Origin of the sequence: Flavobacterium sp. (genome assembly GCF_036782315.1) — a bacterium.
Taxonomy (GTDB): Bacteria; Bacteroidota; Bacteroidia; order Flavobacteriales; family Flavobacteriaceae; genus Flavobacterium.
On record NZ_DAIPZK010000009.1, the window covers coordinates 67,266 to 89,454 of the forward strand.

The following is a 22,189-nucleotide window of genomic DNA, read 5'->3' on the forward strand; positions in this document are numbered from 1 at the left end:
GATATAAAAGTTATTAAAACATTTGTATTCAGTAATTAACAAAAAAATAAAATGAAAAAAATAGTTATTACCCTTATCCTTTTTGTTACAACATTAGGATTCTCTCAAGATTGGAACTACAATTTTGAAGAAGCAAAAAAAATAGCCGCTGAACAAGATAAAAATATTATAATAGTTTTTTCTGGTTCAGATTGGTGCGCGCCATGTATCAAATTAGATAAAAACATTTGGCAGTCAGATACTTTTAAAAAAGAAGCAGCAAAACAATGGATAATTGTTAGAGCTGATTTTCCAAGAAAAAAAGCCAATGAATTACCAAAAGAACAAATGGATCGCAACAGAAAATTAGCGGATAAATTTAATCCAGATGGAAGTTTTCCATTAGTTGTAATTTTAGACAATAATGGAAAAGTACTAGGAAAAATGGGCTTTAAAAATGTTTCTCCGGAAGAGTATATTAAAATGATTCATGCATTCGAGAAAAAATGAAAAAGCTATTCATTCTTTTGCTTTTAGCAACACAATCTATTTCATTTGGACAACAAATTTTTAAGAAAAAAGAAAATTTGTTAGGAAGTCCATTTGAAATTACTGTTGTAGCAAAAGATTCCTTACAAGGAAACGAGTTTACAAGTTTAGCAATTCAAGAAGTAAAACGAATTGAAAATTTAATATCGGATTGGATACCTACAAGTCAAATTTCAAAAGTAAATCAGAATGCAGGAATTAGTCCTATTAAAGTAAATCAAGAAGTTTTTGATTTAGTGGATAGAGCAACCAAAATTTCCAAATTAACTTCTGGAGCATTTGATATTAGCTATGCTTCAATGGATAAAATTTGGAAATTTGATGGGAGTATGAAAGAAATGCCATCTGCAGAAGCTATAAAAAAATCAGTTGAAAAAGTTGGGTATCAAAATATTATTTTAAACTCAAAAGACAGCACAATCTTCCTTAAAAACAAAGGGATGAAATTAGGTCTTGGCGGAATAGGACAAGGTTACATTGCCGATAAAATTAAAATTCTATTACAAGAAAAAGGCTGTAAATCGGGTTTAGTAAATGTTTCGGGTGATATTAATACTTGGGGTACACAACCTAATGGCGCTCCTTGGACTGTTGGTATTGTTAATCCAATGAACAAAAATAAAGTTTTTGCAACTTTTCCTTTAGATGATAGTGCGGTAGAAACTTCAGGTAGTTACGAGAAATATGTTACTTTCAATGGAAAACGTTATTCTCACATCATTGATCCCAGAACAGGTTATCCTGCAACTGGAATTGTTAGTGTTTCCGTTTTTGCAAAACAAACTGAAATAGCGGATGCATTAGCTACAGGAATTTTTGTACTGGGTGTAGAAGTTGGATTAGATTTAGTAAATCAGTTAAATGGAATAGAATGTATTATTGTTGATGATAAAGGCGGTATACATGTTTCAAAAAATATAGACATCAAAAAGTATCAATAAAATGAAAAAAGTATTGGCATTAGCATTAATAATAGTTGGAATTACATCTTGTAATTCGGTAAAGGAATACGATAAACAATACATTAACGATCCTGATATGAAACTCTCAGCAAGATCTTCAGAACGTTTTGAAACCACTTTTCAAGTATATAGAGAAGCAGCTTCTGGAGCAAATGGTGGAAAAACGGGTGGTGGTTGTGGTTGCAATTAAATAAGAATATGAAAAATAAATTCACCCTACTAGTTATACTCTTTTCGCTAATTGGTTTTGCTCAAGAGAAAGATTCAACTGATGTAACGTATAAAAAACGTGTTTTAGAAACTATCGAAGTTGACTTTCTTATGAGTTATTACAAACAGGATGGTGTTCACTCAGCGGTTTCTGGAGGAAAAGGAATGGAAAAGTTAACGAATATTACACCTACTATTGTAGTTGCAATTCCTTTGAATGATGATGATGTATTAACAGTGGATGCTGGTTTATCGGCATATTCTTCAGCTTCGTCTGGAAATATTAATCCGTTTGATAGTAATACACCAAGTCCGTGGCAAGCAAGTTCTGGTGCTTCTGCTCAAGATGTTTTAACTTCTTTGGTTTTAAATTACAGTCATAGTTCTGATGATAGAAACACCATTTGGAACGGACATATATCGGGTTCGGTAGAATACGATTATTCTTCTATTGGTTTTGGTGGTGGTGTATCTAGATTATTTAACGGGAAAAATTCAGAAGTTTCTGTAAATGCAAACGTATATTTAGATACCTGGAAACCTATTTACCCTAAAGAATTACAAGATTTTGCTGATAATAATGGAATGAATGGAGGTATCTACAATCATTTCACAGTTATACCTGAACCTGGACAAATATCATCTGAAGTATATAATCCATCTAATTTTAAATTTCACGACCAAAAAAATCGAAATTCATTTGCTTTAAGTTTGGCTTTTTCACAAGTAGTTACCAAAAAAATACAAGGTTCTGTTTTTATGGATGTTTTGTATCAAAATGGTTTGCTTTCTACACCTTATCAACGTGTTTATTTTGCAGACAAAGGCAACTTCTATATAAATGAATTTCAACTAGCTGATGATATTGAACGTTTACCCAATTCAAGATTCAAATTACCTATTGGAACAAGGTGGAATTTTTATCTGAATGAAAAATTTACTTTAAGAACTTATTACCGCTATTATTTTGATAATTGGGATATTACATCTCATACTTTTAATATCGAAATCCCTTATAAGATAACTGATAAGTTTACTGTTTTCCCAATGTATCGCTACTATACACAACAGAAAACCAAATATTTTGCGCCATATGACATGCATTTGTCTACTGAAAAATATTACACCTCAGATTACGATTTATCAACGTTCAATGCCAGTCAATATGGGTTTGGTATCAACTATACTGATATTTTTACGAATGCTAAAATTTGGAGATTTGGTTTAAAAAACATAGATTTAAGGTTTAATCATTACGATAGAAATGATGGTTTGAATGCTAACATTGTATCATTTGGAATTAAATTTGTTGAACAATAATCCACACCTAACTATGCATATTTTAATTGTTGAAGACGAAAGAGGAATAGTTGACTTCTTAAAACAAGGTTTAGAAGAAGAAGGTTATACTATTTCAACTGCTTCCGATGGCGAAGAAGGTTTAAAAAAAGCAGTTACGCTTCCCGTGGATTTGGTTTTATTAGATTGGATGTTACCTAAAATACAAGGAATTGATGTTTGTAAATTCATTCGTAAAGAGAAAACAAATCTTCCTATTATCTTTCTAACAGCTAAAGATACAGTTCAAGAAACAATTGAAGGATTAAAAGCAGGAGCGAATGATTACATAAAAAAACCTTTTTCTTTTGATGAATTATTAGAAAGAATCAAAATTCACTTCCGAACAAAAGATGAAGTTAAAGTTTTAACCTTAGGAAATATCAAAATCGATAAATCAAAATTTCAGGTTTTTGTTGATAATAAAGAAGTATCTTTGACCCAACGAGAATTTGAATTACTTGAATATCTAATTAAAAATAAAGGTCAGGTATGCACCCGAACAAACATAATTGAAGACGTTTGGGATATTCATTTCGAATATGATACTGGTGTTATTGATGTTTTTATGAACTCTATTCGAAAGAAACTAAATCTTACTAAAGACCAAGAATTAATTAAAACTATTAGAGGAGTAGGGTATATCGCAAACGAAATTTAGCATGCCAAACACTGAAAAAGCTATCAAAGCCACTTATTTTAGTATCATAGGAAATACGTTATTAGCTTTAATAAAAGGTATTTCGGGTTATTTTGGTAATTCTTATGCAATGATTGCTGATGCTATTGAATCAACTGCAGATATTTTTTCTTCTTTTTTAGTACTTTTTGGAATTAAATATTCAAACAAACCTGCCGATGAAAATCATCCTTATGGTCATGGAAGAGCAGAACCTTTGATTACTTTTTTAGTTGTTGGGTTTTTAATTACTTCGGCTACTATTATTGCTTACGAAAGTATTCAAAACATTGGAACACCACACGAACTGCCAAAACCTTTTACGCTTTTTATTCTGGGTGCAATCATTCTTTGGAAAGAAATTTCGTTTCAAATTGTAATGAGAAAAAGTATCGAAACAAAAAGTAGTTCTTTAAAAGCAGATGCTTGGCACCATAGAAGCGATGCTATTACTTCGGTTGCTGCATTTATTGGAATTTCAATTGCTTTGTATTTTGGAAAAGGTTATGAAGCAGCTGATGATTGGGCTGCTTTATTAGCTTCTGGATTTATATTGTACAATTGTTATAAAATTTTCCGTCCAGCATTAGGTGAAATTATGGATGAACATTTATATCATGACTTAGAAGCTGATATTAAAAAGATTTCTCTTCAAGTTGATGGAGTAATTTGCATCGAAAAATGCTTCATTAGAAAAGCTGGAATGAAATATCATGTTGATTTACATGCTATGGTAGACGGAAATAAATCAGTAAAAGAAGGACATGATATTGCTCACAAACTGAAAGATACCTTACGAAAAGAACTTATTGAATTAGGTCACGTTTTAATTCATATAGAGCCAAATTTTGAATCCATAACTCGTTAACTTATGTTTTCACTTTCGTTTAAAAATAGAATTGCGTTTAACTACATTGTAAGTGGTTCTTTTCTTATTGCAATTGTATTTTTATTCATCTATAACATTGTAAAGTATAGCGTAAACAAACACGTTAATGAAGAAATTCAAGAAGAATTATACAAACATTTAGATGACGTTTCTACAGATTCAAATGATACCTATTTAATTCATGTAGATCAATGGCGAGCTCGCGAACATAATTCTATTAGAGTAAATCCTGTGTTTGTTGAGTTTTATGATAACAACAAAGAAATTATTGATAAATCGCCAAATCTTAAAAATTCTGATTTGATATTATTCTCAAAAAACAACACCTTCATTGATACAAAATTAAATCTAATTCCAATTCGACAAATTCAAACTGAAATTATTAATAACGGAAAGGTTGTTGGATATTTAGTTGTTGCCATGTCTTTAGAAGATTTTGAAATCGTTTTAATTTTAAAGAATATTCTTTTAATTACATTTCCGTTAATTTTAATTTTATTATTCTTAATTGCCCGTTTTTTTGCAGGAAGAAGTATAAAACCAGTTCGAACTATCATTGATACTTCAAGTCAAATTACAAAAGACAATTTACAAACACGAATTCCATTACCGCAAAATAAAGATGAATTATATCTTCTTTCTAAAAACATAAATAATCTATTAAACCGTATTGAAAGTGCTATTGATAGAGAAAAACAATTCACGTCTGATGCTTCTCATGAATTAAGAACACCTTTGGCAGTTATTAAAGGAACTATGGAAGTTCTTATTAGAAAGCCAAGAAATCAACAAGAATACGAAGAGAAAATTCAATTCTGTATTTCAGAAGTGGACCGACTAAATCATATGGTTGACCAATTGTTATTGTTAGCTCGATTCGAGAATCAAAAGCAAAACGTTAAACAAGAATCTATCTATCTTAACGCATTAATACTTGATAATTTAGCTCGTTTTTCAGAAAAAACAGAAAGTAAAAAACTCAAAATAAAAGCGAACTTTACCGAAGATTATTATATCCTTTCTGACAATTATTTGTTATCCATAATCATAAGTAATTTGATTTCTAATGCTATTAAGTATTCTAACAACAATGGTGAAATTTCTTTAGAATTAGAAAAAAATCAAGAAGAAATTATTTTTTCTATAATTGATAATGGAATTGGGATTGCTGAAAATGATTTAGATAAAATTTTCAATTCCTTTTATCGTTCAGATGTCTCAAGTCATCCTAATATAAAAGGGACTGGTTTAGGTTTGTCAATCGTAAAAAGACTTTGCGATTTATTAAAAATTGAAATAAAAGTAAAAAGCAAGTTAAATGAAACAACAAAATTCATTTTAATTTTTCCTTTGGCCAAACTTAAGTAGTTCTTAAGTAATTATGTACTTTTATTAATTATCTTTGTAAGGTATTTTCATAATTCGGTTATAATGAAAAAACTAATTGTCATATTTTTAATTTCAGTATTTATGTGTGCCAACACATCAATCGGGCAATTATTGAAAATTCCGAATTTAATTGAACATTACATTGAGCATAAAAACGAATTAACAACTGCTTCCATTTCTTTTATTGATTTTCTGGAATCACATTACTCAAAAAATGCCGAAAATAATAAAGAAGAACACCAAGATTTACCTTTTAAAACCTTTGAAATTGCATCAACTGTTTTTTTATTAACTAACAATGCAAATTTTCAAATTCAACCTATTAAAGTCTTAATTCCAAACAAGCAGAAGTTTTTTTACCACAAAAATTTCAAATCGCATTTGATTGCTTCTATTTGGTTGCCTCCTAAAATAGCCTAACATTTTTCGTAAATAATCATTTTTAATGATTCAAGCGTATTTATCCATATTGCCGATAAATGCTATTCGTTTATTTTAAATCTATTAAAATGTTAGAAAAAATAATTGCTTTTAGTTTACGCAACAAACTCATTATTTTACTTTTTACTTTAGGAGTATTTGGTTTTGGTTTGTTTTCTGTTTTCCAAATTTCAATTGGTGCCGTTCCAGATGTAACTAATAATCAGGTACAAGTTATTACAACATCTCGAAATCTATCCACTCAAGATATTGAGCAATACATCACGTATCCAGTAGAAATAGAAATGGCTAATTTGCCTAGTGTAAAAGAAATTCGTTCCATTTCAAAATTTGGTTTATCAGTAGTTACTATTGTTTTTGAGGATGAAATAGGTACTTATTTACCAAGACAACTTATTGCTGAAAAAATTAAAGCAGCTTCAGAAAAAATTCCAGAAGGATTTGGAACTCCAGAGATGGGACCAATTACCACTGGTTTGGGAGAAATTTATCAATATACATTAGAAGTAAAACCAGAATTCAAAAATCAATATTCGGTTACCGATTTAAGAACGATTCAAGATTGGGTAGTAAAACGTCAATTATCAGGAATAAAAGGAGTTGTTGAAATTAATACTTGGGGTGGTTATTTAAAACAGTATGAAGTTGCTATCAATTCCGCAAGTTTAAAAGCTATGAATATCTCAACTTCTGATGTATTTACGGCTTTAGAAAAAAATAATAGCATTGCAGGAGGTTCGTATATTGAAAAAACAAATGAGAGTTATTTTATTCGTGGTGAAGGAAAAGTTAACTCTATCGAAGATATTGAAAATATAGTCGTTAAAAATGATTCTGGAACACCTATTTATATCAAAAATGTAGCAAAAGTACAATTTGGTCATGCCAATCGTTTTGGAGCCATTACCGGAAATGGAGAAGGTGAGAAGGTTTTAGGACAAGTAATGATGCTTAAAGATGGTAACTCTAAAAAAGTTATTGAAGATGTAAAACACCGAGTAGCCGAAATTGAAAAAACATTACCAGATGGAATTTATATCAACGGATTTTTAGAAAGAAGTGAATTAGTTGGAAAAACCACATTTACAGTTGCTGAAAACTTAATATTAGGCTGTTTAATCGTAATTTTCGTTGTAGTTCTTTTATTAGGAAATTGGCGTTCTGGTTTGGTGGTAGCTTCTGTTATTCCACTTTGTCTGTTGTTTGCCATTTCGTTCATGAATGTTTTCAAAATTGATGCTAACTTAATGAGTTTAGGTGCAATCGATTTTGGGATAATTATTGACGGAGCCGTTATCATTGTTGAATTTATCGCGTTTCAAATTGCAAGTAAATCAGCTCATTTAATAGGCTTAGATAAGAAAGAACGTCAGGATGAAATTGATCAAATCACCTATAAAAGTGCTTCAAAAATGATGAATTCGGCCATATTTGGTCAGTTGATTATTTTGATTGTATTTATTCCTATTTTATCACTTTCTGGTGTAGAAGGAAAGATGTTCAAGCCCATGGCTATGACATTCAGTTTTGCCTTATTAGGCGCTATGTTGTTTTGTTTTACTTATGTTCCTGTAATAGCTTCATTGTTTTTAAAACCAAAAGAAGAAAACCCAAATTCATTTTCACGCAAATTAATTAATAAGCTAAATTCTTGGTATTTACCTGTAATTAAATGGGCTTTACAAAATACTAAAAAAGTTTTGTTTGGAGCTGTTGCTTTACTTTTCACAGCTATTGCTTTATTTTCAACTATGGGTGGCGAATTTATTCCGCAATTAGATGAAGGAGATTTTGTAATTCAACCCGTATTGAAAACTGGAACTTCGTTAAGTAAAACAATAGAAACCACAACTAAAATTGAGAAAATCATCTTAAAAAACTTTCCAGAAGTCGAACAAGTGGTAAGTAGGATTGGTGCTGCCGAAGTTCCTACAGATCCAATGAGTATGGAGGAAAGCGATGTGATTGTCAAACTAAAACCAAAATCGGAATGGGTTTCTGCCGATTCTAAAGATGAATTAGCAGATAAAATTAAAGCCGCTTTAGAAAAACAAATTCCAAACATGGAAATCGAGTTTACACAACCTATCGAAATGCGTTTTAACGAACTTATTTCAGGTTCTCGTTCTGACGTTGCGATTAAAATATTTGGTGAAGATTTAGATGTATTAGCCAAAAAAGCGCATGAAGTGGAAAAAGCCATTCGTAATGTAGCAGGCGCTTCGGATATCATTATTGAAAAAACAGAAGGTTTACCCCAAATGTTTGTGCAATACGACAGAAGTAAAATTGCTCGCTACGGCTTAAACATTGCTGATTTAAACGATATGATTTCACTTGGATTTGCAGGTAAAGTAGTTGGTAATGTATTTGAAGGAGAAAAACGTTTTGATATGGTAATTCGCTTAGATAAAACCAACAGAACGGATATTGAAGATTTGAGAAATTTATATGTCTCTGTACCAAATGGCGAACAAATTCCATTACGAGAACTTGCAACTATTGAATACACAGAAGGCCCAGCAAAAATTTCCAGAGATAATACCAATAGAAGAATTGTGGTTGGAATCAACGTAAGAAACCGCGATTTACAAAGTGTTGTAGATGATGTTAAGAAAATTATTGAAGCAAAAATCGATTTGCCTCCTGGATATCGCGTTACGTATGGCGGACAATTTGAAAATTTAGAAAGTGCTAAAGCCAGATTATTGATAGCTGTTCCAATTGCATTATTTTTAATTTTTATCTTATTGCATTTTGCTTTTGGTTCTATTAAAGAAGCTATGATGGTTTATACCGCAATTCCACTTTCTGCAGTAGGAGGAATTTTATTTCTATGGTTGCGCGATTTACCGTTTAGTATTTCAGCTGGTGTTGGATTCATTGCTCTTTTCGGAATCGCCGTTTTAAACGGAATTGTATTAATTGAACATTTCAAAGAATTAAAACACAGTGGAATGAAAGACATGAACGAACTAATTTTAAAAGGAACAACAGATAGACTTCGACCCGTTTTATTGACTGCAGCAGCAGCTGCTTTAGGATTTTTACCTATGGCTATTTCTACAGGAGCAGGAGCAGAGGTGCAACGTCCATTAGCAACCGTTGTAATTGGTGGTTTATTAACTGCAACTCTTTTAACTTTAATTGTTTTACCTGTTTTATTCAAGATATATGACGAAAAAGAAGAGAAAAAACTAAAATTCAAAAAAATGAAAAATAATAACATTATCATCTTTTTGTTATTTAGTTCATTATTGGGCTTTAGCCAACAAAGTAATCCTGAATTGGATAGTTTGGTATCAAAAGCAATTGCTAATAATAAAAATATAAGATCAGGACAATTACAGGTTGATAAAGCAAAAGAAGCTATAAAATTGGCGTATGATTTTGAGAAAACGAATGTTTATTACAGTTATGATCAAAATAATTTAGCGTTAAATAATTTACCTTTAAAAGTATTTGGCGCCCAACAATCATTTGCTTTTCCAACGGTTTATGGAGCACAAAGAAAAGTATATGTTGCTGAATATGAAAAGGAAAAATCAGGTTTTGAAATACAGAAAAATAAACTTACGCTGGAAGTTTCAAAAGTATATCATGAAATCGTTTACTTGAAACACCAAGAAAAATTGTATCAGTATTTAGATAGTTTATACCAAAATTTTTCGAAAGCAAGTAATCGCAGATTTGAATTAGGTGAAACTAATTATTTAGAAAAAATTACTGCCGAAGCAAAATTTAGACAAATAAGAACTAAGTTATCTCAAATTGATAAAGCAAAATCAGCTCAGTTTGAATTGTTACAATCATTGGTTCAAAGTGATGAAAAAATAGCGATTAACTTATCAGAAATCAAACCATTAAATAATTTAAAAATCACTTCAAGTAAAGAATTATATATTACTTATTTAGAAAGTATTACAAAAAAATATAAATCAAGTGAGAGTTTACAAAAACAAAATTGGTTACCCGATTTAAATCTAGAATATTTTCAAGGTAAGAACACCGGACTTTCTCAATCTTTATATGGATTTCAAGTTGGATTATCTGTCCCGATTTTATTTAATGGCAACATTACTAAATCAAAAGTAGCAAAATTAGAAACTCAAGCTTGGGAAGAACAAAAGCAAAACGAACAAACAAAAATTGAGGCTTATATTAAGCAAAAAAACAATGAATTAAATCAATATCAACAAGCCATCGATTACTACAATCAATATGGTAAAAAAGTGTTTGAAGAAATCATTAAAGTTGCCAATAGTAGTTATAAACATGGAGAAATTGATTTTTTCCAATATATCTTAAGTTTAGAAAATGCAACAACTATTCAGGTTGAATATTTAGATGCAGTTATTCAATACAATAAAACTCAATTAGATTTACAATACATCAATTTATAAAAAACAATGAAAAAGATTTTATACATACTAACACTAGCTTTCTTTACAGTTTCATGTAAAAAAGAAGCAGTAGAAGAAACCGTTAAAGATGATGGACTAATAACCGTTACTGCTGAGCAATTCAAATCTTCAGGAATGATTATAGGCACTCCAACAGAAGAAGATTTTAATATAACTGTAAAAGCATCAGGAAAAATTGATGTTCCGCCACAATATCGCGCAAAAATAACACCATTTATTGGAGGTTATGTAAAAGCAACCAAATTGTTGGTAGGTGATAAAGTTTTAAAAGGTCAAGCTTTAATAACATTAGAAAATACCGAATATTTAGACATTCAAAAAGACTATGTAGAAGTTGCCGAGCAAATCAATTATTTAAAATCCGAATTTGAACGTCAGAAAACATTGTATAATGAAAAAATTACATCACAAAAGAATTATTTGAAAGCAGAAAGCGATTATCGACAAGCAAAAGGAATGTATTTAGGTTTACGTGAAAAACTATTGTTACTTAATATCAATCCAGCGAATGTTGAAAAAGGAAAATTCACATCGGTTATTACCTTAACCTCGCCAATTTCAGGAGATATTACGGTTATGAATGCAAATGTTGGAATGTTCATGTCGCCATCTGATGTAATTTTAGAAGTTGTAGATACCAATTATTTACATTTAAATTTGAGTATATTCGAAAGAGATATCCTCCACGTTAAAGAAGGTCAAAAAATTAATTTTACAATTCCCGAATCAAGCAAAGATATTTTTACATCAAAAGTACAAGTGGTAGGAAAATCGATTGAAAATAAAGATAGAACCATTGCTGTTTTTGGTACTTTAAATCCAAATGACAAAATCAAATTACTATCTGGAATGTTTGTAGAAGCTGAAATTATAATCGATTCAAAAAAAGGATTAGGAATTCCAATTGATGCATTAATTAGTGAAAACAATAAAAATTTCGTACTTTTATTACAAGAAAATAAAAGCAATTATGTTTTTAAGAAAATATTGGTTTCAATTGGTGAAAAATCAAGTCAATTTGTAGAAATTTTACCAAACAAAACCATTAATGAAAACTCAAAAATAGTAACTAAAGGAGTTTTCGATCTAACCAATTAAAAAAACAAAAGTTATGAATCAAGCACATTTACACATGGTTTTAAACCATTTCCCTATTATCGGATTAATGTTTGGTATTGGAGTTTTAATTTATGGCATTATAAAGAAACATACGATTTTAGTTAATACAGCTTATGTAATCTTTATCATTTGTATGATTATGGGAAAAGCCACTATGATGACTGGTGAAGGAGCGGAAGAAATTACTGAAGAATTAGGAATTTCTCATGACCTAATTCACGAGCATGAAGAAATGGCAGAAACTTTCATGAAATTACTTTATGTTTTGGGCATTTTATCTGTTGCAGGATTAGTAGTTAATACAAAAAAACATGCAAAAGCATTTATTTTATCTCTGATAATATTAATTTTAGCAATTAGTACTTCTATTTTGTCTATCAAAGTAGGAAATTCAGGTGGCGAAATTCGTCATACTGAAATCAGAGAAAATATCACCAATAGCAATACATCAGAGTCTAATTTAGAAGAAGAATCAACAAATGATGATCACTAAACAAAATATAAAATTTCAAAAACATTTTGTTTATTCGAAAAATTAGTTGTTACATTTGCAATGTTAAATAATAACAGAAATTATGTTTTTAAATCAATTACATCATCATCATCATATCTCCGCTCAAGCGAAGTAATGATGTTATGTAATTAATTCATATAAATCAGAAACCCGTTTGAGTACATCAAGCGGGTTTTTTATTGTTCAGTATTTTTAAAATCTTCTTGGTGTACTCATTTTAAACAAATTAAATTTAAAATGAACACTTTAAAAATTGCTATTCAAAAATCAGGTCGATTACACGACGAAAGTATCCAAATTCTTCGAGATTGTGGAATTTCAATCTACAATGGAAATGACCAACTTAAAGTTACGGCTTCTAATTTTCCTTTAGAAGTATATTATTTGCGCAATTCTGATATTCCACAATATTTGATTGATGGAGTAGTAGATATTGCTATTGTTGGCGATAATTTATTGGTTGAAAAAGGACAAAACATTCAAATTGCCGAGAAATTAGGTTTCTCCAAATGTAAAGTTTCAGTAGCCGTTCCAAAAAATTTCAACTACAAATCAACCGAAGATTTAAACGGATTACGTGTGGCCACTTCTTATCCAAAAACCGTTTTAGATTACTTTTCTTCCAAAGGAATTTCCGTAGATATTCACCAAATTTCAGGTTCGGTTGAAATTGCCCCAAACATTGGACTTTCAGATGCGATTGTTGATATCGTTTCTAGTGGAAGTACTTTGTTTAAAAACGGATTAAAAGAAGTAGAAGTCATTCTAAAAAGTGAAGCTGTTCTTGCTGTTTCACCACAAATTTCAGAAGAAGCCAAACAAGTTTTAACCAAACTTAAATTCCGAATTCAATCCGTTTTGCGTTCTAGAAAATCGAAATATATTTTAATGAATGTTCCCAATAATAAGATTTCAGAAATCAGTAAAATTCTTCCCGTTTTAAAAAGTCCAACAGTTATGCCGTTAGCCGAAGAAGGTTGGAGTAGCGTACATTCTGTAATTGATGAAGATAAATTTTGGGAAGTCATCGACCAATTAAAAGAAGCTGGAGCCGAAGGAATTTTGGTTTGCCCAATTGAGAAAATGGTGCTGTAAGAAGTTAGAAATTAGATATTAGAAGTTAGACATATGAAAAAAATATATAACCCAAAACCCGAAACTTGGTCAGAAATTTGCAAAAGACCAACTCAAACGTTCTCTGATGTAGAAGAAACGGTAAAGCAAATCTTCAAAGAAGTACAACAAAAAGGCGATAAAGCCATTGCCAAGTATTCCTCTTTCTTTGATGGCGTAACATTGGACAATATTCAAGTCACTACAGAAGAGATTGAATCGGCTAAAAAGGAAGTTGCTGCCGAATTAAAAGAAGCCATTCAATTAGCAAAATCAAATATCGAACAATTTCACACAGCTCAAAAAACAGATAAAATTGTAGTTGAAACTACCATCGGAGTAACTTGTTGGCAAGAAAAACGTCCGATTCAAAAAGTTGGTTTATACATTCCAGGTGGAACGGCTCCTTTGTTTTCAACGGTTTTGATGTTGGCTGTTCCTGCAAAACTAGCAGGTTGTCAAGAAATTGTTTTGTGTTCGCCACCGGATAAAAATGGAAAAATTAATGCTGCAATTCTTTATGCTGCTGATTTATGTGGCGTAACAAAAATCTATAAAGTAGGCGGAATTCAAGCGATTGCTGGAATGACATTCGGAACAGAAACGATTCCACAAGTCTATAAAATCTTCGGACCAGGAAATCAATTTGTAACGATTGCTAAACAATTTGCTTCTCAAAACGGTGTAGCTATAGATATGCCAGCTGGTCCAAGTGAATTATTAGTTTACGCTGATGAAACCGCTATTCCAAGTTTCGTAGCTTCCGATTTATTGAGTCAAGCCGAACATGGTAAAGACAGCCAAGTAATTTTGGTTACTACCAATAAAAACATCTTGAATGACGTAGAAGAAGAAGTATACAAGCAACTAAAAGAATTGCCAAGACAAGAAATTGCGCAAGTTGCCACCAATAATTCCAAATTAATCTTCGTGGAAACCGAAAAAACTGCTTTATCATTAATCAATGAATATGGTCCAGAACATTTTATTGTATGTTCTAAAAACGAAGACTATTTCGTTGATGGTATTCAAAATGCAGGTTCAATTTTCATTGGAAATTATACGCCTGAAAGCGCTGGTGATTATGCTTCTGGAACCAATCACACATTACCAACAAACGGTTATTCAAAAAGTTACAGTGGGGTGAATTTGGATAGTTTCATGAAAGCGATGACGTTCCAAAAAATATCCAATATTGGTATTCAAAACATTGGAAAAGCAATTGAAACTATGGCAGAAGCTGAAGGTTTACAAGCACACAAAAATGCAGTTACATTACGATTAAAATAAAAGCTATGAATTTAGAAAACTTAATCCGGGAAAACGTTAAAAAAATGAGTCCGTACTCTTCAGCTCGAGATGAATTTGAACAGTTTAAAAAACCAATGATCTATTTGGATGCTAATGAAAATCCATTTTCGAATGGAATTAACCGCTATCCAGATCCGCAGCAAAGAGAATTAAAAGCTATAATTGCTGAAAAAAATAATGTTCCAAAAGACACTATTTTATTAGGAAATGGCAGCGATGAAGTTTTAGATTTAGTTTTCAGAGCGTTTTGTGAACCCAATCGAGATAACATCATCACTTTGCCACCAACTTACGGAATGTACGGTGTTTTAGCGAATGTGAACGCCATTGAAAATCGTGAAGTATTACTAAATGAGGAGTTTCAACCTAATGTGGATGCTATTTTAAACGCCGTTGATAAAAACACCAAAATTATCTTTTTGTGTTCGCCTAACAACCCAACAGGGAATTCCTTCAACGATGCCTCAGTGATTAAAATTTTGGACCAATTCAAAGGTTTAGTAGTGCTAGATGAAGCGTATATCGATTTTTCGGAAGATGAAAGTTGGTTGAGTGTTTTGAAAGATTTTCCAAATCTCATTATCACACAAACGCTTTCAAAAGCTTATGCAATGGCTGGTTTACGCATTGGAATTTTGTATGCTTCCAAAGAAATCATTTCGGTATTAAACAAGATTAAACCGCCTTACAATATCAACGAAGTATCTCAAGAAACCGCCATTAAGAAACTAAATCAAAGCACTATGCCAGCGCAAGTGAAAAAGATTTTAGTCGAGAAAAAACGATTAGAAACTGCTCTTTCCAAATGTAGTTTTGTAGAGAAAGTTTATCCTTCTGATGCAAATTTTATTCTTTTTAAAGTAGACGATGCTAATTTTAGATACCAACAATTCATAGATAATGGAGTAGTGGTGCGTAACAGAAGTAACCAACCTTTATGCGAAAATTGTTTGCGAATTAGTATTGGAACTAAAGAAGAAACCGAACAAATTATTCAATTATTAAAAACTTTCAACAATGCCGAAAAAAGTGCTATTTATAGATAGAGATGGAACTCTGGTTTTAGAACCAGAAAATTACCAATTAGACAATTTAACCAAATTAGAATTTTACCCAAAAGTGTTTCAATTCTTGAGTAAAATAGCCAATGAACTGGACTTCGAATTGGCAATGGTGACCAATCAAGATGGTTTAGGAACTGAAAGTTTTCCAGAAAATACATTTTGGCCAACCCAAAATTTCATCTTAAGAGCATTTGAAAATGAAGGTGTAACATTTGATGAAATTTTTATCGACAGAAGTTTTCCAGAAGACAATGCGCCAACCAGAAAACCAAGAACTGGAATGTTAACCAAGTATTCGGATAATTCAGAATATGATTTGGAAAACTCTTTTGTAATTGGCGATAGAATTACCGATGTGGAATTGGCTAAAAACTTAGGTTCAAAAGCGATTTTTATTAAAAACGAAGCCAATTTGGGTGGAAATGAAATCGCCTCGTCATTGGAAGAATTACAAAATGTAATCGCTTTACAAACAACGGATTGGCAACAAATTTATGAGTTCTTAAAATTAGAACAAAGAGCCGCTACCATCAAAAGAACTACCAATGAAACCGATATTGACATCACATTAAACTTAGACGGAACAGGAAAAAGCAACATCAATACAGGAATTTCCTTTTTTGACCACATGTTAGACCAAATTGCTCGCCACGGTCAAATGGATTTAGAAATTCAAGTCAAAGGTGATTTAGAAGTTGATGAACACCACACAATTGAGGATACAGCGATTGCATTAGGAGAAGTTTTTGCAAAAGCTTTAGGCAGCAAATTAGGTATTGAACGTTACGGATTTTGTTTACCAATGGACGATTGTTTAGCACAAGTAGCCATTGATTTTGGCGGAAGAAATTGGCTAGTTTGGGAAACTGAATTTAAACGTGAAATGATTGGTCAAATGCCAACGGAAATGTTTTTCCACTTCTTCAAATCGTTCACTGATGGCGCAAAAGCGAATTTAAACATCAAAGCAGAAGGCACAAACGAACACCACAAAATTGAAGCAATTTTCAAAGCCTTCGCTAAAGCCATAAAAGTCGCTGTGAAAAGAGATACAGAGAAAATGATTTTACCCTCAACCAAAGGAATGTTGTAAATGAATTAACCACATAGAAACATAGTTACTTATTTTGAAAGTAATTCATAGCATTACATTTAAACAGAGCGCTATGTAAACTATAAAAAGTGTAACGCTTTTCAAAGTATTAAAGAAATCTATGTTTCTATGTGGTAAAAAAACTAAAAAGTTTATTTATTCAAACAAAAATATGAAAATAGCTATAATAGATTACGGAGCTGGAAATGTACAAAGCGTTTTATTCGCTTTGGAACGACTCGGATTTGAGGGAATTGTCACTAGCGATTGGAATACCATAAAATCTACTGATAAAGTCATTTTTCCAGGAGTAGGCGAGGCGAGTAGTGCTATGAAAATGTTGGTGGATAACGGATTAGATGTATTAATTCCAACGTTAAAGCAACCCGTTTTAGGTATTTGTTTGGGCATGCAATTGATGTGCAAACATTCCGAAGAAGGAAATACCAATGGATTAGGAATTTTTGATGTTAATGTAGTGAAGTTTTCAAACGAAGTAAAAGTACCGCAAATGGGTTGGAATACGATTTACAATCTGAAATCGTCATTATTTACTAGCATTAAAGAAAACGAATTTATGTATTTGGTTCACAGTTTTTATGCGTCATTATCTGAAAATACGATTGCTACAACCAATTACGAACAAGAATACAGCACTGCTTTACAACGTGATAATTTTTACGGTGTACAATTCCATCCAGAGAAAAGTGGCGTGTTTGGAGAACAAATTTTGAAAAACTTTTTGAACTTTTAATTTAAAAATAGGAACACTGATTTAAAAAATACAAGAAATTTCAAAAATTTAAACTTGACCAATTGGAAGATTTTAAAGATTTCTCAAATTATTACAATCTGTGTTCCAAAAAAAAAATATAAAAATGAGAATAATCCCAGCCATAGACATCATCGAAGGAAAATGCGTCCGACTTTCCAAAGGCGATTATGAAACTAAGAAAATATACAACGAAAATCCATTGGAAGTTGCCAAATCCTTTGAAGCACACGGAATTCAGTATTTGCATTTGGTTGACTTAGACGGTGCAAAATCAAGCCGAATTGTGAATTACAAAGTGTTGGAACAAATTGCTTCAAAAACGAGTCTAAAAATCGACTTTGGTGGCGGTTTAAAATCTGATGCCGATTTGAAAATTGCTTTCGAAAATGGCGCCAATCAAATCACAGGTGGAAGTATTGCCATCAAACAACCTGAAGTTTTCAAGAATTGGATTCAACAATACGGAGCCGATAAAATCATTTTAGGAGCCGATGCAATGAATGAAAAAATAGCGATTTCGGGTTGGTTAGAAGAATCAAAAGAAGAAGTCATTCCGTTCATCCAAAGCTACCAACAAGAAGGAATACAATACGTAATTTGCACCGATATTTCAAAAGACGGTATGCTAGAAGGTCCAAGTTTTGATTTGTACCAAAGAATTTTAGAACAAACTAAAGATTTGAAAATCATCGCTTCTGGAGGCATTTCCACATTTGATGAATTACCAAAACTAGCCAAATTAGGCTGTGAAGGAACCATCATCGGAAAAGCCATTTATGAAGGAAGAATTACCCTGAAACAATTAGAAAATTACATACTAAACCTGACAGGTTTTTGAAACCTGTCAGGTTTGAAACAAAAAAAATATGCTCACAAAAAGAATTATTCCCTGCTTAGACATCAAAAACGGTCGAACTGTTAAAGGTGTCAATTTTGTGGATTTAAAAGATGCTGGTGATCCAGTAGAATTGGCAAAAAAATATGCCGAAACTGGCGCAGATGAACTAGTTTTTCTTGATATTTCTGCAACAGAAGAACGTCGTGCTACTTTAATCGATTTGGTTCGAAAAGTAGCTACTGCGATAAATATTCCATTTACTGTTGGTGGTGGTATTTCTTCCGTTGCCGATGTAGATGTGTTGCTTCGCAATGGTGCCGATAAAATTTCAATTAATTCATCAGCAGTTAAAAATCCAAATTTGATAAACGAAATTGCTGCAAAATATGGAAGTCAGTGCGTAGTTGTGGCTATTGATGCCAAACAAATTGATGGTGATTGGATAGTTCATTTAGTTGGTGGAAAAGTACCAACGAAATTAAATTTATTCGATTGGGCTAAAGAAGTCGAGCAACGTGGTGCTGGAGAAATTTTGTTCACTTCCATGAATAATGACGGAACTAAAAATGGTTTTGCCAATGAAGCATTATCCAAATTATCTGAAATTGTAAATATTCCTATCATCGCTTCGGGTGGTGCAGGAACAATGGAGCATTTTGCAGAAACATTTATCAACGGAAAAGCTGATGCCGCTTTAGCAGCCAGTGTTTTTCACTATCAAGAAATCGAAATTCCAGAATTGAAACAGTTTTTAAAAAATCAAAATATAGCGATAAGATTGTAATAAGAATAAAGATTAAACCACATAGAAACATAAAAATCATTTCATGAGTCAATCATAGCATTATATTTAGACATAGCTATGAAAACTCTGAAAAGTACAACGACCAAAAACTATATAGTTAAAACCTATGTTTCTATGTGGTCAAAAAAAAAAATCAAACCACATAGAAACATAGAAAATCATTATATGAGTCAATCATAGCATTATATATAGACATAGCTATGAAAACTATGAAAAGTAAAACGACTAATAATTTTTAATATAAAACCTATGTTTCTATGTGGTCAAAAAATAACTAAATATGAAAGTAAATTTTAATAAAACTCCAGACGGTTTAATCCCAGCCATTATTCAAGACAATGAAACTAAAAATGTTTTAATGTTAGGCTACATGAACCAAGAAGCTCTTGACCAAACCTTGGCTACTAAAAAAGTAACATTCTTTAGTCGTACTAAAAACCGATTATGGACAAAAGGCGAGGAGAGCGGTAACTTTTTAGAACTGGTTTCTATTAAAGAAGATTGTGATAACGATACGCTTTTAGTAAAAGTAAAACCTGCTGGCCCAACATGCCACACAGGTTTAGATACATGTTGGCAAGAATCTAATAATCAAGAATTTGGGTTTTTATCAAAATTAGAAAATACCATTGCAAAACGTAAAGAAAATGCCGATGCTGAAAAGAGTTATGTAGCCTCACTATTTGCAAAAGGCATTAACAAAATTGCACAAAAAGTTGGAGAAGAAGCCGTTGAAGTTGTTATTGAAGCCAAAGACAATAACAACGATTTGTTCTTATCTGAAAGTGCCGATTTATTGTTTCACTATTTGATTTTATTGCAAGCGAAAGGTTTTGAATTGAAAGATGTAGTGGAGGTTTTGAAGGGAAGGGAGAAATAATCTATTGGTTGTTTCGATTTCCAGTTTCACGTTCGTATTGTTTTGCTTTGTATTCTTCGATTTCTTTTTGAATGGATTCGTCTTGAGGGTTTTCTTGTTGTCTTAAATATAACTCTTTTAATTCGGGTTGGGTAGAGTAATAGTGATTGATTAATACACTATTGGGTAAAATTAAACAAATCATTGCTAAAACAAATATGACAACAGTTCTTGTAAATAAGTTTTTGTGATAATTTTTTAAATCTTCATCTGATTTTTTTAATAATGAAAAACTAGCTAATAGTAAAACTGCTGCTGACATACAACCCACTAGCAACATTACTTGTGATCCTGGCCAAAACATCAGTTTAAATTCAATACCAATTATAGCTATAGACAACAACCATCCAAATAATATTGAAATACCAATTTTTTGATTTTTAAAATTTTTGTCACTAAAAAAATAAAATCCAAAAGGAAAATAACACAAAGCTAAAAATGTTAACGATAAAACCATTAAAACTCCAGCTCCAGGCCAATGCATTAGCTTGAAAATTAGCGAAATAATAAATACGATTGATAATACTTTTTCTGTTTTCATGGATATTATTTTTTTAGACTATTTTTAATTATTTGGACAATCTCTTGATGATTTGCATTATATTCATTTAGCCTTACAATAAACAGACCTCTTGTTAGGGTAAAAATCATTAAATCAAATTGAGTGGATTTACCGGGTATAATATAAATCCCAAATCTATAAATTTCATTCCAAAAGATTTTATTTTCTTTTATTGTTATTCCTTCATTATCGATTTCAATCTTTTTAATTACTTTTTTTGAAAAAAAAATAATATAAGGAACAATTACAATAAGGATTATCATTGAAATTTTTAAATTAAAATCATCGCTAAAGCTTTTAACTAGATTATAAATAAGAGCAATAAATAAAATACTAATTAAGAAATAATGATCATTAAAATTTGATTTATAAATTTTACTATCTTGATAATTTATCATGCAATTATCAAACTTTTCAGATTCTTTAAAATATGGATTTCCAATAAAATCATTAAATTCTTCACTTAACTTACTAGTATATTCATATTCAATACTAAAATCAATTTGTTTTTGAAGTTTTTCTTTTTGATTAATATCAATTATAAAATCACTACAAGTTTCTTTAAAATCTGCTATTTCATTTGATAAATCACAAATCAAGCCTTTGTTTATATCAAAACTTCTATTTTTGCAAACTAAACAATATGATAGATGAAAATTTCTATAATATCCTGATTTCATATTTAAATTGAGTGTAAATTATTTCAAATATATCCAAATTTCTCCAAAAATTCTTACCTTTAAAATAAAAATTCAAGATGCGATTTCATACGAGAAAATGGGTAAAACCAGAAGATTTGAATGCCAACGGAACGTTATTCGGTGGTAAATTATTGGCTTGGATAGACGAAGAAGCCGCTTTGTATTCCATCGTACAATTGGAAAATCCGAAAGTAGTGACCAAGTTTATGAGTGAAATTAATTTTATGAGTGCTGCTAAACAAGGCGATATCGTAGAAATTGGTTTGGATGTGGTACAATTTGGAAAATCATCGTTAGTTTTAAAATGTGAAGTTCGTAATATGATGACACGCGAAAAAATCATCACCATTGATAACATAACTATGGTGAATTTAGGCGAAGATGGAAAACCAAAACCACACGGCAAAACTCAAATCGAATTTATTGAAGATCGATTAAAAAAATAATATCATTTTGCCAAGGATTAAAAAGATTAAAAGGATTAAAACAATTTTAAAAGTAAATAATCCGTGCTA

The 22,189-nt window shown here is 31.1% G+C and carries 22 protein-coding genes; 20 read left to right on the forward strand and 2 right to left on the reverse strand.

The window, feature by feature from the left end:
• The first annotated feature begins 51 nt into the window (after positions 1 to 51).
• The 19 genes from V7P59_RS09000 (at position 52) to hisIE (ending at position 20,372) form a co-directional block, all read left to right on the forward strand.
• On the forward strand, positions 52 to 489 hold the full coding sequence (locus V7P59_RS09000; protein ID WP_333809833.1) for a thioredoxin family protein: 438 nt from the start codon (positions 52 to 54) through the stop codon (positions 487 to 489).
• Entirely contained in the window at positions 486 to 1,469 is a 984-nt protein-coding gene (locus tag V7P59_RS09005) for an FAD:protein FMN transferase (protein ID WP_333809834.1), read from the forward strand. The genes V7P59_RS09000 and V7P59_RS09005 overlap by 4 nt, the downstream gene beginning before the upstream one ends.
• A gap of 1 nt (position 1,470) precedes the next feature.
• Positions 1,471 to 1,680, forward strand: coding sequence for a DUF4266 domain-containing protein (locus V7P59_RS09010; protein WP_333809835.1), 210 nt, complete (start codon positions 1,471 to 1,473; stop codon positions 1,678 to 1,680).
• Between the two features lie 8 nt (positions 1,681 to 1,688).
• Entirely contained in the window at positions 1,689 to 3,020 is a 1,332-nt protein-coding gene (locus tag V7P59_RS09015; RefSeq protein WP_333809836.1) for a DUF3570 domain-containing protein, read from the forward strand.
• 13 nt (positions 3,021 to 3,033) lie between these two features.
• On the forward strand, positions 3,034 to 3,699 hold the full coding sequence (locus tag V7P59_RS09020) for a response regulator transcription factor (protein WP_333809837.1): 666 nt from the start codon (positions 3,034 to 3,036) through the stop codon (positions 3,697 to 3,699).
• A gap of 1 nt (position 3,700) precedes the next feature.
• Positions 3,701 to 4,585, forward strand: coding sequence for a cation diffusion facilitator family transporter (locus V7P59_RS09025; protein WP_333809838.1), 885 nt, complete (start codon positions 3,701 to 3,703; stop codon positions 4,583 to 4,585).
• 3 nt (positions 4,586 to 4,588) lie between these two features.
• Positions 4,589 to 5,974 carry a sensor histidine kinase gene (locus V7P59_RS09030; RefSeq protein ID WP_333809839.1) on the forward strand — a complete coding sequence of 462 codons (1,386 nt, stop codon included), beginning with the start codon at positions 4,589 to 4,591 and terminating at the stop codon, positions 5,972 to 5,974.
• Between the two features lie 63 nt (positions 5,975 to 6,037).
• Positions 6,038 to 6,415 carry a hypothetical protein gene (locus V7P59_RS09035; protein ID WP_333809840.1) on the forward strand — a complete coding sequence of 126 codons (378 nt, stop codon included), beginning with the start codon at positions 6,038 to 6,040 and terminating at the stop codon, positions 6,413 to 6,415.
• Positions 6,416 to 6,504: 89 nt separating this feature from the next.
• Positions 6,505 to 10,839, forward strand: coding sequence for a CusA/CzcA family heavy metal efflux RND transporter (locus tag V7P59_RS09040; RefSeq protein ID WP_333809841.1), 4,335 nt, complete (start codon positions 6,505 to 6,507; stop codon positions 10,837 to 10,839).
• A 6-nt stretch (positions 10,840 to 10,845) separates the two neighbouring features.
• Positions 10,846 to 11,958: an efflux RND transporter periplasmic adaptor subunit gene (locus V7P59_RS09045; protein ID WP_333809842.1), complete on the forward strand. Its 1,113-nt coding sequence runs from the start codon at positions 10,846 to 10,848 to the stop codon at positions 11,956 to 11,958.
• Between the two features lie 13 nt (positions 11,959 to 11,971).
• Positions 11,972 to 12,472, forward strand: a complete 501-nt coding sequence (locus V7P59_RS09050; protein WP_333809843.1) for a hypothetical protein — start codon at positions 11,972 to 11,974, stop codon at positions 12,470 to 12,472.
• A gap of 258 nt (positions 12,473 to 12,730) precedes the next feature.
• Positions 12,731 to 13,588, forward strand: coding sequence for an ATP phosphoribosyltransferase (hisG, locus tag V7P59_RS09055; RefSeq protein ID WP_333809844.1), 858 nt, complete (start codon positions 12,731 to 12,733; stop codon positions 13,586 to 13,588).
• 33 nt (positions 13,589 to 13,621) lie between these two features.
• The gene (gene hisD, locus V7P59_RS09060; protein WP_333809845.1) at positions 13,622 to 14,896 is read left to right on the forward strand and encodes a histidinol dehydrogenase; all 1,275 of its coding nucleotides are present in this window, start codon (positions 13,622 to 13,624) and stop codon (positions 14,894 to 14,896) included.
• 5 nt (positions 14,897 to 14,901) lie between these two features.
• A complete protein-coding gene (gene hisC / locus V7P59_RS09065; protein WP_442902417.1) occupies positions 14,902 to 15,963 on the forward strand; it encodes a histidinol-phosphate transaminase in 1,062 nt (353 codons plus the stop codon).
• Positions 15,935 to 17,074 (forward strand): bifunctional histidinol-phosphatase/imidazoleglycerol-phosphate dehydratase HisB, encoded by a 1,140-nt coding sequence (hisB, locus tag V7P59_RS09070; protein WP_333809846.1) that lies wholly within the window; start codon positions 15,935 to 15,937, stop codon positions 17,072 to 17,074. The genes hisC and hisB overlap by 29 nt, the downstream gene beginning before the upstream one ends.
• 172 nt (positions 17,075 to 17,246) lie before the next feature.
• Positions 17,247 to 17,828 (forward strand): imidazole glycerol phosphate synthase subunit HisH, encoded by a 582-nt coding sequence (gene hisH / locus V7P59_RS09075; protein WP_333809847.1) that lies wholly within the window; start codon positions 17,247 to 17,249, stop codon positions 17,826 to 17,828.
• Positions 17,829 to 17,952: 124 nt separating this feature from the next.
• Positions 17,953 to 18,687, forward strand: coding sequence for a 1-(5-phosphoribosyl)-5-[(5-phosphoribosylamino)methylideneamino]imidazole-4-carboxamide isomerase (gene hisA / locus V7P59_RS09080; protein WP_333809848.1), 735 nt, complete (start codon positions 17,953 to 17,955; stop codon positions 18,685 to 18,687).
• Between the two features lie 28 nt (positions 18,688 to 18,715).
• Positions 18,716 to 19,471: an imidazole glycerol phosphate synthase subunit HisF gene (gene hisF, locus V7P59_RS09085; RefSeq protein WP_333809849.1), complete on the forward strand. Its 756-nt coding sequence runs from the start codon at positions 18,716 to 18,718 to the stop codon at positions 19,469 to 19,471.
• 301 nt (positions 19,472 to 19,772) lie between these two features.
• A complete protein-coding gene (gene hisIE, locus V7P59_RS09090) occupies positions 19,773 to 20,372 on the forward strand; it encodes a bifunctional phosphoribosyl-AMP cyclohydrolase/phosphoribosyl-ATP diphosphatase HisIE (RefSeq protein WP_333809850.1) in 600 nt (199 codons plus the stop codon).
• Position 20,373: 1 nt separating this feature from the next.
• On the opposite strand, the gene V7P59_RS09095 is transcribed toward hisIE, so the two are convergent.
• Both V7P59_RS09095 and V7P59_RS09100 read right to left on the reverse strand, forming a co-directional pair.
• Positions 20,374 to 20,952: a hypothetical protein gene (locus V7P59_RS09095; RefSeq protein WP_333809851.1), complete on the reverse strand. Its 579-nt coding sequence runs from the start codon at positions 20,950 to 20,952 to the stop codon at positions 20,374 to 20,376.
• 5 nt (positions 20,953 to 20,957) lie between these two features.
• Positions 20,958 to 21,653 (reverse strand): hypothetical protein, encoded by a 696-nt coding sequence (locus V7P59_RS09100; RefSeq protein WP_333809852.1) that lies wholly within the window; start codon positions 21,651 to 21,653, stop codon positions 20,958 to 20,960.
• A gap of 77 nt (positions 21,654 to 21,730) precedes the next feature.
• Between V7P59_RS09100 and V7P59_RS09105 the strand changes: the two genes are divergently transcribed.
• Positions 21,731 to 22,120, forward strand: a complete 390-nt coding sequence (locus V7P59_RS09105; RefSeq protein ID WP_333809853.1) for an acyl-CoA thioesterase — start codon at positions 21,731 to 21,733, stop codon at positions 22,118 to 22,120.
• Positions 22,121 to 22,189 lie beyond the last annotated feature (69 nt).

Coding starts and splice junctions, on each gene's coding strand:
- V7P59_RS09040 (WP_333809841.1), top strand. CDS start 6,505: ATGTTAGAAAAAATAATTGCTTTTAGTTTACGCAACAAACTCATTATT.
- hisIE (WP_333809850.1), top strand. CDS start 19,773: ATGAAAGTAAATTTTAATAAAACTCCAGACGGTTTAATCCCAGCCATT.
- V7P59_RS09095 (WP_333809851.1), bottom strand. CDS start 20,952: ATGAAAACAGAAAAAGTATTATCAATCGTATTTATTATTTCGCTAATT.
- V7P59_RS09100 (WP_333809852.1), bottom strand. CDS start 21,653: ATGAAATCAGGATATTATAGAAATTTTCATCTATCATATTGTTTAGTT.
- hisA (WP_333809848.1), top strand. CDS start 17,953: ATGAGAATAATCCCAGCCATAGACATCATCGAAGGAAAATGCGTCCGA.
- V7P59_RS09045 (WP_333809842.1), top strand. CDS start 10,846: ATGAAAAAGATTTTATACATACTAACACTAGCTTTCTTTACAGTTTCA.
- V7P59_RS09000 (WP_333809833.1), top strand. CDS start 52: ATGAAAAAAATAGTTATTACCCTTATCCTTTTTGTTACAACATTAGGA.
- V7P59_RS09015 (WP_333809836.1), top strand. CDS start 1,689: ATGAAAAATAAATTCACCCTACTAGTTATACTCTTTTCGCTAATTGGT.
- V7P59_RS09030 (WP_333809839.1), top strand. CDS start 4,589: ATGTTTTCACTTTCGTTTAAAAATAGAATTGCGTTTAACTACATTGTA.
- hisC (WP_442902417.1), top strand. CDS start 14,902: ATGAATTTAGAAAACTTAATCCGGGAAAACGTTAAAAAAATGAGTCCG.
- V7P59_RS09020 (WP_333809837.1), top strand. CDS start 3,034: ATGCATATTTTAATTGTTGAAGACGAAAGAGGAATAGTTGACTTCTTA.
- V7P59_RS09050 (WP_333809843.1), top strand. CDS start 11,972: ATGAATCAAGCACATTTACACATGGTTTTAAACCATTTCCCTATTATC.
- V7P59_RS09025 (WP_333809838.1), top strand. CDS start 3,701: ATGCCAAACACTGAAAAAGCTATCAAAGCCACTTATTTTAGTATCATA.
- V7P59_RS09035 (WP_333809840.1), top strand. CDS start 6,038: ATGAAAAAACTAATTGTCATATTTTTAATTTCAGTATTTATGTGTGCC.
- hisG (WP_333809844.1), top strand. CDS start 12,731: ATGAACACTTTAAAAATTGCTATTCAAAAATCAGGTCGATTACACGAC.
- hisF (WP_333809849.1), top strand. CDS start 18,716: ATGCTCACAAAAAGAATTATTCCCTGCTTAGACATCAAAAACGGTCGA.
- V7P59_RS09010 (WP_333809835.1), top strand. CDS start 1,471: ATGAAAAAAGTATTGGCATTAGCATTAATAATAGTTGGAATTACATCT.
- hisB (WP_333809846.1), top strand. CDS start 15,935: ATGCCGAAAAAAGTGCTATTTATAGATAGAGATGGAACTCTGGTTTTA.
- hisH (WP_333809847.1), top strand. CDS start 17,247: ATGAAAATAGCTATAATAGATTACGGAGCTGGAAATGTACAAAGCGTT.
- V7P59_RS09105 (WP_333809853.1), top strand. CDS start 21,731: ATGCGATTTCATACGAGAAAATGGGTAAAACCAGAAGATTTGAATGCC.
- hisD (WP_333809845.1), top strand. CDS start 13,622: ATGAAAAAAATATATAACCCAAAACCCGAAACTTGGTCAGAAATTTGC.
- V7P59_RS09005 (WP_333809834.1), top strand. CDS start 486: ATGAAAAAGCTATTCATTCTTTTGCTTTTAGCAACACAATCTATTTCA.